19 protein-coding genes are annotated in these 14,378 nt (G+C 57.4%); 15 read left to right on the top strand and 4 right to left on the bottom strand.

Annotated features, from left to right (window positions below; translation table 11 throughout):
- The first annotated feature begins 6 nt into the window (after positions 1-6).
- From KO539_RS29525 to KO539_RS29510, 4 genes are read left to right on the top strand one after another with little or no spacing between them, the layout of a single operon-like run.
- Positions 7-120, top strand: a complete 114-nt coding sequence (locus KO539_RS29525) for a GpE family phage tail protein (RefSeq protein WP_071650284.1) — start codon at positions 7-9, stop codon at positions 118-120.
- Positions 121-2,991: a phage tail tape measure protein gene (locus KO539_RS29520; protein ID WP_219313896.1), complete on the top strand. Its 2,871-nt coding sequence runs from the start codon at positions 121-123 to the stop codon at positions 2,989-2,991.
- Positions 2,992-3,006: 15 nt separating this feature from the next.
- On the top strand, positions 3,007-3,615 hold the full coding sequence (locus tag KO539_RS29515; protein WP_046682352.1) for a phage tail protein: 609 nt from the start codon (positions 3,007-3,009) through the stop codon (positions 3,613-3,615).
- Complete coding sequence (locus tag KO539_RS29510; RefSeq protein ID WP_219313895.1) at positions 3,612-4,844, top strand: phage late control D family protein; 1,233 nt, start codon at positions 3,612-3,614, stop codon at positions 4,842-4,844. Before KO539_RS29515 ends, KO539_RS29510 begins: the two co-directional genes overlap by 4 nt.
- A 131-nt stretch (positions 4,845-4,975) precedes the next feature.
- On the opposite strand, the gene KO539_RS29505 is transcribed toward KO539_RS29510, so the two are convergent.
- The 3 genes from KO539_RS29505 to KO539_RS29495 form a co-directional block, all read right to left on the bottom strand.
- The gene (locus tag KO539_RS29505) at positions 4,976-5,650 is read right to left on the bottom strand and encodes a DUF4145 domain-containing protein (RefSeq protein WP_219313894.1); all 675 of its coding nucleotides are present in this window, start codon (positions 5,648-5,650) and stop codon (positions 4,976-4,978) included.
- Positions 5,651-5,772: 122 nt separating this feature from the next.
- Entirely contained in the window at positions 5,773-6,468 is a 696-nt protein-coding gene (locus KO539_RS29500; protein WP_219313893.1) for a hypothetical protein, read from the bottom strand.
- Positions 6,469-6,808: 340 nt separating this feature from the next.
- Positions 6,809-7,252 carry a helix-turn-helix domain-containing protein gene (locus KO539_RS29495; protein WP_219313892.1) on the bottom strand — a complete coding sequence of 148 codons (444 nt, stop codon included), beginning with the start codon at positions 7,250-7,252 and terminating at the stop codon, positions 6,809-6,811.
- Between the two features lie 79 nt (positions 7,253-7,331).
- Between KO539_RS29495 and KO539_RS29490 the strand changes: the two genes are divergently transcribed.
- From KO539_RS29490 to KO539_RS29440, 11 genes are all read left to right on the top strand, one after another.
- Positions 7,332-7,535: a hypothetical protein gene (locus tag KO539_RS29490; protein ID WP_219313890.1), complete on the top strand. Its 204-nt coding sequence runs from the start codon at positions 7,332-7,334 to the stop codon at positions 7,533-7,535.
- 10 nt (positions 7,536-7,545) lie between these two features.
- On the top strand, positions 7,546-7,749 hold the full coding sequence (locus tag KO539_RS29485; protein WP_035825594.1) for a hypothetical protein: 204 nt from the start codon (positions 7,546-7,548) through the stop codon (positions 7,747-7,749).
- 37 nt (positions 7,750-7,786) lie between these two features.
- The gene (locus KO539_RS29480) at positions 7,787-7,975 is read left to right on the top strand and encodes a hypothetical protein (RefSeq protein ID WP_035820911.1); all 189 of its coding nucleotides are present in this window, start codon (positions 7,787-7,789) and stop codon (positions 7,973-7,975) included.
- A complete protein-coding gene (locus KO539_RS29475) occupies positions 7,972-8,235 on the top strand; it encodes an ogr/Delta-like zinc finger family protein (protein WP_219313888.1) in 264 nt (87 codons plus the stop codon). Before KO539_RS29480 ends, KO539_RS29475 begins: the two co-directional genes overlap by 4 nt.
- Positions 8,236-8,355: 120 nt before the next feature.
- The gene (locus KO539_RS29470; protein WP_219313886.1) at positions 8,356-8,757 is read left to right on the top strand and encodes a hypothetical protein; all 402 of its coding nucleotides are present in this window, start codon (positions 8,356-8,358) and stop codon (positions 8,755-8,757) included.
- Between the two features lie 101 nt (positions 8,758-8,858).
- Positions 8,859-9,212: a hypothetical protein gene (locus KO539_RS30510; RefSeq protein WP_035820917.1), complete on the top strand. Its 354-nt coding sequence runs from the start codon at positions 8,859-8,861 to the stop codon at positions 9,210-9,212.
- Positions 9,202-11,040 (top strand): replication endonuclease, encoded by a 1,839-nt coding sequence (locus KO539_RS29460; protein ID WP_219313884.1) that lies wholly within the window; start codon positions 9,202-9,204, stop codon positions 11,038-11,040. The genes KO539_RS30510 and KO539_RS29460 overlap by 11 nt, the downstream gene beginning before the upstream one ends.
- On the top strand, positions 11,037-11,189 hold the full coding sequence (locus KO539_RS29455; protein WP_175445091.1) for a hypothetical protein: 153 nt from the start codon (positions 11,037-11,039) through the stop codon (positions 11,187-11,189). The genes KO539_RS29460 and KO539_RS29455 overlap by 4 nt, the downstream gene beginning before the upstream one ends.
- The gene (locus tag KO539_RS29450) at positions 11,183-11,422 is read left to right on the top strand and encodes a hypothetical protein (RefSeq protein ID WP_219313883.1); all 240 of its coding nucleotides are present in this window, start codon (positions 11,183-11,185) and stop codon (positions 11,420-11,422) included. The genes KO539_RS29455 and KO539_RS29450 overlap by 7 nt, the downstream gene beginning before the upstream one ends.
- Entirely contained in the window at positions 11,419-11,586 is a 168-nt protein-coding gene (locus tag KO539_RS29445) for a hypothetical protein (RefSeq protein WP_219313881.1), read from the top strand. The genes KO539_RS29450 and KO539_RS29445 overlap by 4 nt, the downstream gene beginning before the upstream one ends.
- 142 nt (positions 11,587-11,728) lie before the next feature.
- Positions 11,729-12,874: an Arm DNA-binding domain-containing protein gene (locus KO539_RS29440; RefSeq protein ID WP_219313879.1), complete on the top strand. Its 1,146-nt coding sequence runs from the start codon at positions 11,729-11,731 to the stop codon at positions 12,872-12,874.
- Positions 12,875-13,018: 144 nt separating this feature from the next.
- On the opposite strand, the gene KO539_RS29435 is transcribed toward KO539_RS29440, so the two are convergent.
- A complete protein-coding gene (locus KO539_RS29435) occupies positions 13,019-13,981 on the bottom strand; it encodes a hypothetical protein (protein ID WP_219313877.1) in 963 nt (320 codons plus the stop codon).
- Positions 13,982-14,378 lie beyond the last annotated feature (397 nt).

Below are 14,378 nucleotides of genomic sequence, written 5' to 3'. Positions count from 1 at the left end.
GACGCCATGGCCGACATCGCCGGCGTCTTTCACTGGACGCCGGCAGCGATGGACGGTTTTACGATTGATGAATTGATGGCCTGGCGCGAGCGCGCCAGGCAACGAAGCGGAGCGGAATAGATGGCTGGTCGGGATCTGAAATTACAGGTGGTATTTGCGGCACTGGACAAGATTACCGGCCCGCTGAAAAAAATCATGGGCGGCTCCAGTGACACGGCCAAGGCCTTGAAGGCCACCAGCGACCGCTTGCGTGAACTGAACACGCAGCAAAGGAACCTCGGGAAATTCCGCGAACTACATAGCGGTATTCGAACAACGGGGGTTGAGCTGAAAGAAGCTCAAAAAAAAGTAAAAGAGCTGGCCGCAAGCATAAAACAGACCGAATCTCCTACACGCGCCATGACGCGTGATTTGAAGGCGGCGACGAAGGTCACGCAGGCCTTGACGCTGAAAGGTCGGGAACAGAGCCAGCAATTCCGCGTCCTGCGCACCAGTCTGAAAGACGCCGGCATCGACACGCGCCAGTTGGGCAAGGCCCAGGAATGGCTAAAAAACAGTATCCAGTTGACGAACGTTGAACTGGCCTCGCAACAAAAGCGCCTGGCCGCGTCAGCCGCCAAACAGCAGCGCGTCACCAATGCCACCCAACACGCCGACAAGCTGCGCAACAAGGCGGGTAACCTGGCCATGGCCGGCGCCGGCGCGACCGCCACGGGCGCCGTCATCGGCGCGCCCGTCGTCAAGGGATTGAACGAGGCCAAGCACTATCAAACGGAAGTGGGCCGCGTCAACGCCTTGGGCCTGGGCGACAAGGTGTCGGCCGAGGCCGTCGCCTTCGCGCGCAATATGAAGACCTACGGCACCAGCCAGCTCGACAACCTGCAGCTCATGCGCGACGGGATGAGCGCCTTTGCCGACGTACACCACGCGGAAATGGTCGCCCCTACTCTGGCCAAGATGAAGTTTGCCAATCACGCCTTCTTTGGCGAGGCGGAGGGCGCCGACAACGAGCGCAAGTTCATGGACATGCTCAAGGTCATCGAGCTGCGCGGCGGCCTGGAAAGCAAAGAAAAGTTCGAAGCCCAGGCCAACATCGTGCAGCAGGTGATTACCGCCACGGGCGGGCGCGTCGGCCCGAATGAATGGCTGAACATGATCAAGACGGGCGGCATCGCGGCCAAGGGCTTGAAAGATGACGCCTTTTACTACCAGATGGAACCGCTGGTGCAGGAAATGAGCGGCAACCGCGTCGGCACGTCCCTGATGAGCGCATACCAGAACTTGTACCAGGGCCGCACGACAAAGCGCTCAGCCCGGAAGCTGGAAGAGTTCGGCCTGATTGGCGACAAGAGCAAGGTCAAGCACGACAAGGCGGGGCAGGTCTCGTTCCTCGACCCGGGCGCGCTGCTGGGCGCCGAGCTGTTCCGCGAAAACCAGTTCGAATGGCTGGAAAAGGTGCTGTTGCCGCAACTGGCCAAGAAAGGCATCACGGAAAAGAAACAGGTGCTCGATGCCATCGGCAGCATCTTTTCGAACCGCACCGCGTCGAACCTGTATTCGCAGATGTATTTGCAGCGTGTGCAGATCCACAAAAACGAAAAGCTCAACCGTGGCGCCGCCGATATCGGCAAGCTGGAAAAACTGGGCCGCGACTCGGCCGCCGGCAAGGAGCTGGAAGCGCAAGCCAAGCTGGCCAACCTCAAGCTCACTATGGGCGAGAAAATCCTGCCGCTGTATGCGCAAGGGCTGGAAATGGCCATCAGTGCCATCACACGCCTGAATGGCTTCATGGAACGCAACCCGACCGTGGCCAAGATCATGATTACCGCCTTTGCCGTGCTGGCCGGCCTGCTGCTGGTGCTCGGCCCGCTGATGCTGGGCATTGCCGCCATGATCGGCCCGTATGCCATGCTGCACGTCATGTTCGCCAAGATGGGCGTGACGGGCGGCGTGCTCACGCCCATCTTGCGCGGCCTGGGCGGCGCCTTCATGTGGGCGGGCCGCGCTGTGCTGTGGCTGGGCCGCGCTCTTCTGATGAACCCGATTGGCATCGCCATCACGGTCATCGCCGGCGCCGCCTTCCTGATCTATAAATACTGGGAGCCGATCAAGGGTTTCTTTCGGGGCCTGTGGTCGGACGTCAAGACTGCGTTTGCCGGCGGCTTCGTCGGCATCAATAGCCTGATCGCCAACTGGTCACCGCTGGGTCTGTTCTATCGCGCCTTCGCAGGCGTGCTGGGCTGGTTCGGCATCGCGCTGCCGGCCAGGTTCACCGACTTTGCCGCCAACATCCGGCACAGCATTGTCGAGGGACTGGCGCCGCTGACAGGCTTCATTGCCAGTCTGTGGTCGCAGCTGAAAACCACCTTCAGCGGCGGCATGGCAGGTATCACTGCCCTGATTATCAACTGGTCTCCCGTCGGCGTGTTTTACCAGGCATTCGCCGGCGTCTTGAGCTGGTTCGGCATCAAACTGCCAGCCCAGTTCACCGAATTCGGCGCCAACATCTTGCGCGGCCTGGTCAACGGCATCACCGGCTCCATGGGCGCCGTCAAGGACGCCATCGGCAATGCCGGTTCCAGCACCATTGCCTGGTTCAAGGAAAAGCTGGGCATCCACAGCCCGAGCCGCGTGTTTGCCCAGCTCGGCGACTACACCATGCAAGGCCTGGCCGTGGGCCTGGACCGTAGCGAGGGCGCGCCCATTGCCAAGGTATCCGGCCTGGCCCAGCGCCTGACGCAACTGGGCGCCGGCATCGCCATCGGCACGGCCACCGCCTTGCCGGCCAGCGCCTTCGACACGCGCGCGCCGCTGTCCCATGGCGGGTTCGGTGCCGGATTGAGCATTCAAGGCGATAAGATCGAAATCACGATCCAGGCGCAGGCCGGTTCCGATCCCCAGGCCATCGCACGTGCCGTGTATGCGGCCATGGAACAGCGCGACCGAGAAAAGGCGGCGCGCATCCGCTCGTCCCTGCGCGACCACGATTAAGAAAGAAACACCACCATGATGATGATTTTAGGAATGTTCGTGTTCAGCCTGCCGACCTTGGCCTATCACGAGCTGCAGCGGCAAACGGAATGGAAGCACGCCAGCACGGCCCGCGTGGGCCTGCGCGATGCGCACCAGTACGTGGGGCCGGGTGACGACACCATCACCCTGTCGGGCTGGGTAGCGCCGGAACTGACCGGCTCCCTGTATTCGCTCGATGCGCTGCGCATGATGGCCGACACCGGTAAATCGTGGATACTGATCCAGGGCACGGGCCGCATACTCGGCTCGTATCGCATCACCAGCATGACCGAGGGCCGCACCATCCTCGACGGCAGCGGCGGCGCGCGCCGCGTCGAGTTTTCGATTGCGCTCAAGCGCGACGATGACGGCGTGCTGGCCATGGTCGGCCTGGGCGACATCGGCGACCTGAAAAACATGCTCAGCATCGACGGCATGACCAGCAGCATTGCCGGCGCGGCCAAAAATGCCGTGGGCAGCGTCGTGGGCAATGTGGTCGGCGGCATCACGTCGAAATATGGCGGCGTGGTCAGCGAGATGAAAGACAAGATCGGCGGCAGCATCAGCGGCGCCATCGGCAGCGCGGCGGACAAGTTCAAATGAGCGAGCATATCCCCGCCTTCAAGGTCAGCATCGAGGACAAGGATTTGACGGCCATCGTGTCACCGCGGCTAATCAATCTGACCTTGACCCTGTGCCGTGGCGACGAGAGCGACCAGCTCGATATTTCCCTGGACGACAGCGATGGCAAGCTGGCCATGCCGCCGCGCGGCGCGCAGATCTCCCTGGCGCTGGGCTGGCAATCATCCGGCCTGGTGGACATGGGCAAATTCACCGTCGACGAGGTGGAGCACAGCGGCGCGCCCGACACCATCACCCTGCGCGCCAGGTCGGCCAACCTGATCGACACCTTCAAGCAGCAGCAGGAACACAGCTTTCACAAGACCACCCTGGGCGCCATCATCGAGGCGATTGCCTTTCGCAATGAGTTGGCGTCAGGCGTGTCGGCGCGCCTGCGCAATACCGCCATCGAGCACATCGACCAGACCCACGAAAGTGATGCGGCCTTCCTGCGCCGGCTGGGCAGGAAATACGACGCGGTGGCCACCGTCAAGAATGACACCCTGCTATTCATCCCCATCAACCAGAGCCGCACGGCCAGCGGCAAGGCGCTGCCCATCATCCCCATCACGCGCGCCCTGGGCGACGGCCACCGCTACCACAGCGCCGAAAGCGACGCCTACACGGGCGTGCGCGCATTCTGGCATGACGAGCGCTACGCGCGGCGCCGCAGCGTGGTGGCCGGCGTGCCCGGCAACAGCAAGCGCCTGCGCACCACCTTCGCCAACGAAACCGACGCGCGCGCGGCGGCCGTGGCCGAATGGCAGCGCATCCTGCGCGGCCTGGCCACCTTTGAAATGAGCCTGGCCCTGGGCAACCCGGCCGTGTTCCCGCAATCGCCCGTAACGGTGCAAGGATTCAAGCCCGAGATCGACGCCACTGAGTGGCTTTCAGTCAAGGTCACGCACAGCCTGGGCGGCAACGGGTTTACCACGCGCGTGGAATTTGAAACGAAGACGGAGGCGGTCGAGGCCGAGCGAGAGGACGAGAAAGACCCGGACGAAGGCGTCACGGGCGTGGTGGCCAAGTGGAAGGACGTGGCGGCGAAGAAGAAAAAGACGGGGCAGGAACAGGCTGGCGCCGCTGGCTCGCTCAAGACGCTGGACCATGTTTATAAGAGCAAACAGGCCGCGAGGCGGGCGGCGCTGCATACGTGGAAGCGTATTGAGGAAGTGCGGGATATCATCCGCGAAAACAGTGAAGAACCTTGAAAGCAAGAAGCTACGACTCTCAAGGCATAACGTGAACTATCTGGAAATCCTGTCAGCACGTCGCATAAGCCCACAGGTTACGTTCTATCTAATCTAGTGCGAAAAAAATAACCCGCGTGCCGTTACTACACTCATTTAAAAGTCTTCTTTGCATGAGCGGGCAAGATATAAACACCCAGTAACAGATGGTCTACCACATCGAAGGCAAGACCTAGCTCTTGAAGAGAGTGAGGTTTAACCTCATGAGCAGCATCGTTTCCAAGAGTGCGAAGCTTATGTAGAATATCTGCTCCGTCCCGTGTTAGGACACCCAGTTCGACTAAGGAGTTGATCTTATTAAACAAATCACCGCCTTTTGCATTTTTATCCTTACAAACAGTCTCAATTATTGCGCGAGTCCCGATTCCGCATAACACAGGCTGCGTGTCATTCAAAGCCTGTAGTGACTCTTCGTAAATTCGTTGAATCTTGTCCGGTAATAGCCCGGCATCAGTTAGTGGTTGCCGACCTTCGCGGGGGTTTGGATATATGTCGATATTTGGTTGATATTCCCATGAGTTTTCGCCAACTTGCATATAATCGTGCTCTGTTCCGCTAGATGTGCGGAAAGAAAATGTTTCGCAACCGAGACATCTTATTATTTGATGCTCAACAGACCAGTCAGTCTGATAGCCACCAAGCTCTTCCTCGACTCCACTCAGTGTAGCTTCAGTAATAATTTCGTGCTTTGTTTCGCGATGGCAGTCGCGACAAAAGCACGTTATTTTTTTTCCTTGTTGCTTATTTAAATCTAGCTTATGTGTCATTTACAATCTCATCGTAAAATTCGCCTTAGATGCGCGTGGTTTATTTTTACTCACTCTAATGATTATGGCAGATTGAAGTCACCGATACGGAAAATAGCTACTAGATAAACCTAGTCCCCAATCTAGCGGTTATCACTTTCCCCCAACACTGCTTTCAATGCGCTCTTTCGCGCCATAAACATCTCCTCCGTGATAAGCCCGTTTTCGTAAAGGTTCTTCAATGTGAGAAAGTCACTCTCAGCGCGCCGCAATCTACGATTTTCGTTCAGTGCTTTAATGCTTGGCAGCCCCGATCCTATCTCTTTCAGTCTTCCAGAACCCCGACGAAGAACTGGAAGTATTTCGGCAATGAACCACTTCAGAAAAAATTTCAGCACATACAGTCCGATGCAAGCATAAACCAAACCGAAAGTCCAGTTGATAATAGCTTCTACGGTTCCGACGTTTGGCTTAATCTGCGAAACAACAAACTCCTCGCGATGGATTCGATGGCCATCGGCAATCAAATCAGATGCAATCGCAGCCTTTAATTCGTCTTGTTTTTTTCCACACATGTACTGTATTAGTACATCGTCTTCATCAAATCCCCTTACACAATGAAGCCGCCTTTTTTCTTTGCGATTTTGTTCACTTACAATACCTTCATGGGCCGCCTCGCCTATTTCCAAAGCCTTTTGATCCGAAAGAGGAGCGAAATTCGACGCAAACACCCTTTCAGCGATATTATCGACATTCCGGCCTAGATTGACTTGGGCAACGACCAAAAGACATATGACGAAAAGCAACTTCGACATCGTCCGTAAAAAGTTTTTTAACATTAAATATTTTATAAAGAAAATTTTTGAGGTACGGACTGTAGCACTGGACGATCTGATCCGCATCCAATGACTATGTAGCTTGCCGCAAAATCGTTAACCACAATCCGGTCACTGGCGACCTATTTAGGCAAGGACACCATTTACGCCGTGACAATCCGCTCCTTTACTAGGAAATTTTCTAACCTCATTATCAGATACCCATTGTTGGATGTGATGCCATGGCGAGCCATACGATTCGCCTGCTTCAAGTGCTCGTCTTCGATGATTCAACCCACTAAGAAGTATGCAGACCAAACAAACTGCAATTACAATAAGCATAAGAAGGTGAATCATTTGCAGACTATTTTTCCTTTTTTCGTCCGCTACCGGCCACATTAAAAGTCTGCGGCCCAATGATATTCCCTACGAAATTTTGCCCAATCTTGCCGTGGGTTTCAACGTGTGGTGCATTCCCTGCGGGGGATGCCGGGGGCGCTGGCAGGCGCATGCCACCAATCATTCCAAGAACGCCAGCTCGTCCACGCGCATCCAGGTTCCGGAAACCAGAAACTAGTTCACTTTCATCCGCACTCAGCACCGCAGCTGAAACGCTGCCAGTCATCACATACCAAACGTCTACGCCAATATCTAACAGCGCAGATAGGTAGACTGCATCCGGAGATCGCTCATCCTTTTCATACGAAATTTGAGCGCGTTTTTTGACCCCGCCAACCGCCGCGAAGTCATCTTGATTCATGCCCAAACGTTGACGCTCTTGCTTTAATCTTTCACCAAACATGCTCATACTCACATCTTTTTGTTGACTAGTGCGCTTTTGGACACTATAGTTACGCCATCCTGTAGCGATTACACATCATAACATTATGAAAAACGTATCCAATGCCAAGCGTACTGCCAAGGGCGTCACCACCAAGCCCCTTGGAGTCCGTCTGACGTCTGATGAGGTAGCTGAAGTCGAAGGCTACGCAGAGAAACTTGACCGGTCCCGTGCCTGGTTCCTCCGCTTCCTGATCCTGCGCGGCCTCGCCGACTACAAGCGCGAACTCGCCTCCAATCCCACCCACTAAGGACCACGTCATGTACCCCGATGCAAAACGTATTCGCAAACATACAGTCGCGCTGCGCCTAGACGATTACGAGCACCAGCTTGTTTCCTCGATCGCCAATTACCAGGGTGAAGAGCTTGCGGTGTTGGTGCGCCAGATCGTGATGCGTGAAGCCCTGGCCGTGATCGCCTTGGATGACGCCACCATCGACAGCGTACAGCGTCGCAGCGTTTAAACCGAGTCACTTTTGAGCAACTCTAAAGTTACAGAAAATGCCAGACCATCAAATTAACCTCAATGACGAAGAGCGCGCGGTGCTGGAACTCGTGCGCCAGCGCCAGGGGCTGGCAAGTATCGATCAGGCGGCTGAATGGCTCGTCAAGTCGCGCTTACGCAAGCAGTCGAAAAACATGACAGGTCGCGGTCGCGCCCTGTACCAAGTGGAAAGAAAGCTGAAATGAGAGTCATCGGCCTGCCCTGCCCGCATTGCGAATACACCGTCCGCGCCGTCAAGAGCCGCACGATGTCCGCCATGTTCAAGGAAATCACCTACATGTGTCAGAACCCTGAGTGCGGGCACTCTTTCGTGGCAGGCCTGGAAGTGCTGCGCACCCTCTCGCTGTCCGCTATGCCCAAGGCCGATATCCGCATCCCGATGTCCCAACATGCGCGCGCGGCAGCCACCAGCCAGCTGGCCCTGGACCTGACTGCGGGCTGCTGATGACTATCCCGATCCTCGCGCCGCCGTAGCCCGGCCGCCGTAACTCCCCTCTTTTGCTGTGCCCTGCAGCGCTCCTTTTTGAGCGTGCGGGATTCGTTCAACCTGAAATAAGGAAAACCGATGGAAAACACGCTGCACGCCACCCGTCATGCCGACAAATTCTTGGCATCAAGCACGATCCGCCCGACCTTGCAAAATTGCATTGTCCCCGTGGCGCCAACGTGTTTTTTGCTGCAAGCCAGCACGGGCATCGGCATCGCGGCGCTGACAGCCCACATCCATGAGATTGCCAAGACCTATCACGCCTACGGCGCTGCCAATCTGACCTTCATCGTCAGCGATGCGCAGGCACTGGAGCGTGACGGCTTTTTCGCGCCAGCCAAGCAACGCGCCCTGATCGGCAAGCTGCCGATCGAGGTGAACTACATTTTCGCCACTGAAGCGGGTTCCCGGCACTGCTGCGGCACATCGCACACGCTCCCGTACTGGGCAGAACATTTTCTCAAGGCAGGGGCACGCTGATGGTGCGCCTGGCCAAAACCTGCGGAATCTGGCTGCTGTCGCTCCTGATCGTCATTGCCCCCGGCGTACTGCGGGCCATTGGCTTCATCAAGGACTGAACCATGCCGGCGTCCCTTATTGACAATCACCTGTCCTTCCAGCCTGCCGCCGAGATTCTGGCCGCGCGCGACAAGGATATGCCGACGCCACCAGGCGCCGGACATGCGCTGGCCGCCATCGCCGAAGCCAAAGCCCAGCTGCGCAGCATCAAGCCGCGCAACCTGGCGCCCTTCATGGCCCAAGCCTGGGGATTGTCGCCGCGTGGTGCTCGCCGTTCCGTGTTGATTGCCGCCGGCCTGGACGCCGACCGCTGGGAATCGCCCATCCATTCATTTACTGAGGAAGAGCGCATCGAACTACGCGCCGCCACCTCTGCCGCTATCCGTGTGTACGAAAGACTGTTGAATGCAATCTAAACAAATCCTGCTGCCTGCCCCGCAGCGTCACGAAGCCTTTTTGCGATCCGCCCAGTTCGCGCCCGAGCTGGCCCGCATTCCATACAAATGGCGCAACCGCGTCATCACGGCCGCCATGGCAAAAATGGTCTGGTCGTCCTGGTACAAAGTCTATGAGTCCATCGCCACCAGCTTTGTGCGCGAGTTCGCCGAACAGTACGTGCCCGCCGGCGTCGACCTGTCGCAGAGCGATGCCGACATCGTGGCCACCGCCGAACGTGCGGCGGCCGGCGTGACCAAAATGCTGTGGATGGCCGTGTCCGACACGCACGCCCTGCAAATCATGGAAGACGAATGCGCCTCGTATGGCATCGAGCTGCCCGAATTCGACGCGTTGACCGACACCATCGCCCGCCTGGTGGACGCCCGCTGGTGGCGCCGCCAGCTGCGCAAGCGGGTCAAGCGTGCCTTCGAGGCCGGCAATATCCGCCTGGGCTACGTGAACTATCGAGGCGAACCCTATGCCAGCAATGACGCCGTGCTGTCGCGCCTGGCGCAGAACCGCCGCAACGCGGCAGCGCTGGCCGCCACCCTGGTGCAAAACGAGAACGGCCAGCAATTTAGCATCGCCGAGCTGGCCGAGAAAACGACTGCGAATAAAGCCATCCGGCGCGGCGAGCTGATGTTGCGCATTAATGGCTTTGAGCAGATCGCCCGCGAGTGCGGCGACCAAGGCATTTTCATCACCTGGACGTGCCCGTCGCGCTTCCACGCCATGCAGCACAGCGGCAAGCCGAACGACAAGTTCGACGGCTCCACGCCGCGCGAGGCCAATGCGTATTTGGGCAAGATGACCTCGCTGTGCCGCTCCGCACTGGCGCGCCGTGGGATCGGCCTGTACGGCTTTCGCATCGCCGAGCCGCATCACGATGGCTGCCCGCATTGGCATCTGCTGCTGTTCGTGCGCCCGACCGCGAAATACAAGACGGTCCACCTGCAGGACGTGGCCGGCCGCGCCATTCGCATCATGAAGCGCTACGCCTGGCGCGTGGACCGTGGCGAACCGGGCGCCTTCGCGCGCCGCCTGGATGTGAAACGCATCGACTGGGCCAAGGGCAGCGCCGCCGGCTACATCGCCAAGTACGTGGCCAAGAACATCGACGGCGTGGCCGAGCACAAGACCAAGGAAGGCTATGTCGTCACAGCCGACACCGAAGGCGATGTCGAGCTGACGCCATCGGCGCGCGTCGAGTCCTGGGCCGCGTGCTGGGGCATCCGACAATTCCAGCAATGGGGCGGCGCGCCTGTCACCGTGTGGCGCGAACTGCGCCGCATCGAGGAAAGCATGGTCAATGAAGCGCCGGCCGCCATGCGCCGCGCCTGGGACGCCGTGCAAAAGATCGACGGCGAGAAGCGCGCCTGCTGGGCCGAATACCTGCGCGCCCAAGGCGGCGCCCTGGTGCCTCGCAAAGAACTGGTCGTCACCCTGGCAAAGGACGAAAAGACCGTCATCGGCCGCTACGGCGAAACGCTGCGCACCACGCCCTACGGCGTGCGCTGCAGCGACCTCATCGGCGTGGTCTTCAAGTCCGTGCGCCATACGTGGACGCCGGTACAGGCCACAGGCGGGCGCGGGGTGGCTGTTGGGGTTGCCGTTCCTCGGACTCGTGTAAATAACTGTACGCACCCCGACCGCCCTGCCCCGGCCACGCCGCCAGCGGCACCCGTGCCGAACCTGTCGGACGAGGCAAAAACAGCCGTCATTGCCGCCTGGGCGGCCGTCAACGCCTGCCCGTATCCCCGGCTGATCGTCCCCGACGCCCCGCCCCTTGAAGGGGATGGCACATGAGCACCTTTGCCGTGATCGTTCGCACGCAAACCGAACGCTTTGAATTTTTTGAGGTTGCCGCATCCAGCGGCGACGTGATCGACGCCGCCATCGACCGCTACGGCGTGTGCGGCGTTACCGCCAAACTGAAAGGAGCACCGCAATGCTGACCACCTTGACCCATTCGCCGCGGCAAGTCGCCTTGGGCGACCGCGTGATATTCGATACCGACGAAGGCTACCAGGCCGGCACCGTCAACGACCTGCGCCGCGACGTGGGCAATGGCGAGCTGCATGCGTGGGTCGAGCTGGACCACCAGTGGCCGGGCATGTTCCGCGCCGTGCCGCTGGGCGCCATCGAGGCGGTCAAGAAGGCTGTCGCTCCTGTCGGGTGCCCAGCATGACGACGGCATCCCCCGCCGAGGAGGCGGATTACAAGGAATTTTGTCGACTGCGCGATTACCGCAAACCAGGCGCTGAGGTGCCGCAATACACGGAGGCCGAAGCGTTTGCTTTGGCGATACAAACCGATGCCGAGAATAGGAAAAAGAAATGCTTCGCTACATGACCATACCGAAGTTCTCTACCGAGTCGGGTTACACGCCCGACGCAATCAGAACAAAGATCCGGGACGGGATCTGGCCGAAAGATGCCGTCTGGATCAAGGCACCAGACAATCGAATTTTAATTGACGTGAAAGGGTATGAATCATGGGTAGAGACGGGCGAGGTGTTAAAGCTGCATCGGAAAGCAGCATCGAAATCACCTTCATGTATCGCGGCACCAGGTGCAGGGAAAGGATCGCGCTCAAGCCCACCTCCGCTAACCTGAAACGGGCCGAGAACCATCGAGCGGCGATCCTGCACGCGATTGCCACCAACAGCTTTGACTACACGGCCACCTTTCCGCAATCGTCCAATGCCGCCAAGTTTGCCGACCAGGTCGGCGACGTGCAGACCATCGAGGCGTTTCTGGATAAGTGGCTCGACAGGCAAAAAAAGCACCTCAAGGCCAGCACGTACAACGGCTATCGCAAGATCGTCGTTGGCCAGCTGATCCCCTGGTTCGGCACCATCATGCTGTCGGCGCTGCGCAAGAAAGACGTGCGGGCCAAGATGGAGCCCATGACCGCGACCAACAAGACCATGGCGAACATCCAGAGCGTACTGCGCAAGGCGCTGGACGACGCGATAGAGGACGAGCTGATCGAAGTCAATCCGCTGGCGCGCTGGTGCTATTCCAAGGTCGAGGCGCCGCAGTCGAAGGATGATATCGACCCGTTCACGAAGGAGGAACAGTCAGCAATTCTCGCGCAAGCAACCGGCCAGGGGCGCAACCTGCTGCAGTTTGCCTTCTGGACCGGCTTACGCACGTCCGAGCTGGTGGCCTTGGACTGGGCCGACGTGGACTTCGTGCGCGGCGTCGTGATGGTAACGCGCGCCCTCACCCAGCACTCCAAGGCGGCGGAAAGCACCAAGACAAACGCCGGCCGCCGTGAAGTCAAGCTTCTGGAGCGTGCCATGCATGCGCTGCAGGAGCAAAAGGCGTTCACGTGGTCGAAGGGCGAAGAAGTTTTTCAAAATCCTCGCCTGGAGCGGCGCTGGGAGGGGGACCAGCCGATCCGCAAGACTTTATGGACCGGCATCTTGCAAAACGCTGGCGTGCGGTATCGCAACCCTTATCAGACGCGGCACACCTACGCCAGCATGATGCTCTCGGCCGGTGAACACCCTATGTGGGTGGCAAAACAGATGGGGCATGCTGACTGGACGATGATTGCCAGGGTGTATGGGCGTTGGATGCCAGATGCTGACCAGACTGCGGGTTCAAAGGCCGAAAATGTTTTTGGTGTCTAAAACTAGCGATATTGGTTAGTTTTCATACTCCACTGCCTATCCAAACTATGGGGCTGAAACGCGCCAAAACAGACTACTTGACTGGGCATTTCAGACCGCAACACCTGAGCCGCTTCAATGAGCATCATCTCGTCAAAGGATTAGTCAAAAATCATCTTCATCATCATTAAAGTCGCCCAAGTCCTCAGGCTGACTAAAATCAACGCCAGGCATAGCGATGATGTTTAACGTCTCGAATCTCAGCTTTTTGGCTTCCGAATCCAAGTTCTCGTAGTGGTACTCCAATTCGTCCATAACGCTTGCTAGAGGCGGATTTGATTTGAAACAACTAAGGTAATCCTGCAACAACTCTGGATCGAAATCCAGCGGCACAATCTCTTTCAAGTAGTTCAGATATCCCGTCGTAGGTGCTGTATTCATGAAAAAAATAAGCAACTCCTTCCACAAAACATCTTCATCACGGATGTCCGCCGCGCCAAAAAAAACACGCGCCGCCTTCGATTCGTACCGTAGCTCATATGTGTACAATCCAAGGGCGCTGGATCGATCGGTAATAACTTTATAGATCGTTTGTGAAATCTTCAATACGGTACGTCTGATAAACGATCTGTAGCTGTCTTCATTAGGCGTACCAAACAACTTGCTATCAGCAATTTCTACATTTAGGTGTTTTCTTAGTAACGCGAAAATCGCTAAAGCTTCCTTCTTGCCCTCATACACCGAGTTGAGAGAAAACCGATCGTATCTTACTGTTTTGTAGAAGGTACTCAAGAGTTGCAGGAGTTCATTCTGTGGCTTGCCGAAATTGATCGCAACACTTTTCCGCAAGCGCGCTAACAGGTCCAAGTGGCTGTGTGTGATCAGCGACTTCTCTAGACTGATCTGATCGATAGTTTCAGTATGCTCGTGAAGCACAATAGCAATCTTTAAGAGGCGCTCAATGCCAACTGACAGGTTGTAGAGGAATTCGAAAAGCTCGTCGCTGTGATTAAGCATTTCCAGCTCATGAAAGCGGCGCAAGCCGTTATAGATGAATGAGCCGGCGACGTGCACTTCTTCGCCAAGTCTAAAGTTCTTCCACAAATCCGATTTATTCATTTCTATCATCAACGTGCCTCTAAGGTCAGGTAGTTCGAGCCGCTAGCAGTCGAAAGGTCTACATGGATTCTCGACCATCGATCATAGAAGATGAGAGGCATGTCTGATCTAGCAAACAACTAACGTAGCAGGTCGATTGTCTGTATTTTGACAGCAAAACCCTCAAGATACCTAAGAAGCCACGGTTTACGGTAGGTTCGATTCCCGCCGTCTCCACCACCGAATAAATAAAAAGGGCTTCCCCGTTTTGGCGGGGAGGCCCTTTTTATTTATTCCATGCATGCAGAACGCGGGTGTCGCATCCGCGTCCGGTACGGACGCGGGGGTTTTGCGGGACTTCGGCGAGCGCAGCTCGGCGCCGCAAAACCGGGTTGCGCTTGCAAGCGCAACCCTCTCCGATTCGTCT

Source organism: Janthinobacterium sp. NKUCC06_STL, assembly GCF_019345455.1.
Lineage (GTDB): Bacteria > Pseudomonadota > Gammaproteobacteria > Burkholderiales > Burkholderiaceae_D > Janthinobacterium > Janthinobacterium rivuli.
This window is presented reverse-complemented; position numbering and strand designations above follow the sequence as displayed.

Excerpts from the sequence above, each read along its gene's own strand:
- KO539_RS29525 (WP_071650284.1), top strand. The coding sequence starts at position 7 with ATGGCCGACATCGCCGGCGTCTTTCACTGGACGCCGGCAGCGATGGAC.
- KO539_RS29520 (WP_219313896.1), top strand. The coding sequence starts at position 121 with ATGGCTGGTCGGGATCTGAAATTACAGGTGGTATTTGCGGCACTGGAC.
- KO539_RS29515 (WP_046682352.1), top strand. The coding sequence starts at position 3,007 with ATGATGATGATTTTAGGAATGTTCGTGTTCAGCCTGCCGACCTTGGCC.
- KO539_RS29510 (WP_219313895.1), top strand. The coding sequence starts at position 3,612 with ATGAGCGAGCATATCCCCGCCTTCAAGGTCAGCATCGAGGACAAGGAT.
- KO539_RS29505 (WP_219313894.1), bottom strand. The coding sequence starts at position 5,650 with ATGACACATAAGCTAGATTTAAATAAGCAACAAGGAAAAAAAATAACG.
- KO539_RS29500 (WP_219313893.1), bottom strand. The coding sequence starts at position 6,468 with ATGTTAAAAAACTTTTTACGGACGATGTCGAAGTTGCTTTTCGTCATA.
- KO539_RS29495 (WP_219313892.1), bottom strand. The coding sequence starts at position 7,252 with ATGAGCATGTTTGGTGAAAGATTAAAGCAAGAGCGTCAACGTTTGGGC.
- KO539_RS29490 (WP_219313890.1), top strand. The coding sequence starts at position 7,332 with ATGAAAAACGTATCCAATGCCAAGCGTACTGCCAAGGGCGTCACCACC.
- KO539_RS29485 (WP_035825594.1), top strand. The coding sequence starts at position 7,546 with ATGTACCCCGATGCAAAACGTATTCGCAAACATACAGTCGCGCTGCGC.
- KO539_RS29480 (WP_035820911.1), top strand. The coding sequence starts at position 7,787 with ATGCCAGACCATCAAATTAACCTCAATGACGAAGAGCGCGCGGTGCTG.
- KO539_RS29475 (WP_219313888.1), top strand. The coding sequence starts at position 7,972 with ATGAGAGTCATCGGCCTGCCCTGCCCGCATTGCGAATACACCGTCCGC.
- KO539_RS29470 (WP_219313886.1), top strand. The coding sequence starts at position 8,356 with ATGGAAAACACGCTGCACGCCACCCGTCATGCCGACAAATTCTTGGCA.
- KO539_RS30510 (WP_035820917.1), top strand. The coding sequence starts at position 8,859 with ATGCCGGCGTCCCTTATTGACAATCACCTGTCCTTCCAGCCTGCCGCC.
- KO539_RS29460 (WP_219313884.1), top strand. The coding sequence starts at position 9,202 with ATGCAATCTAAACAAATCCTGCTGCCTGCCCCGCAGCGTCACGAAGCC.
- KO539_RS29455 (WP_175445091.1), top strand. The coding sequence starts at position 11,037 with ATGAGCACCTTTGCCGTGATCGTTCGCACGCAAACCGAACGCTTTGAA.
- KO539_RS29450 (WP_219313883.1), top strand. The coding sequence starts at position 11,183 with ATGCTGACCACCTTGACCCATTCGCCGCGGCAAGTCGCCTTGGGCGAC.
- KO539_RS29445 (WP_219313881.1), top strand. The coding sequence starts at position 11,419 with ATGACGACGGCATCCCCCGCCGAGGAGGCGGATTACAAGGAATTTTGT.
- KO539_RS29440 (WP_219313879.1), top strand. The coding sequence starts at position 11,729 with ATGGGTAGAGACGGGCGAGGTGTTAAAGCTGCATCGGAAAGCAGCATC.
- KO539_RS29435 (WP_219313877.1), bottom strand. The coding sequence starts at position 13,981 with ATGATAGAAATGAATAAATCGGATTTGTGGAAGAACTTTAGACTTGGC.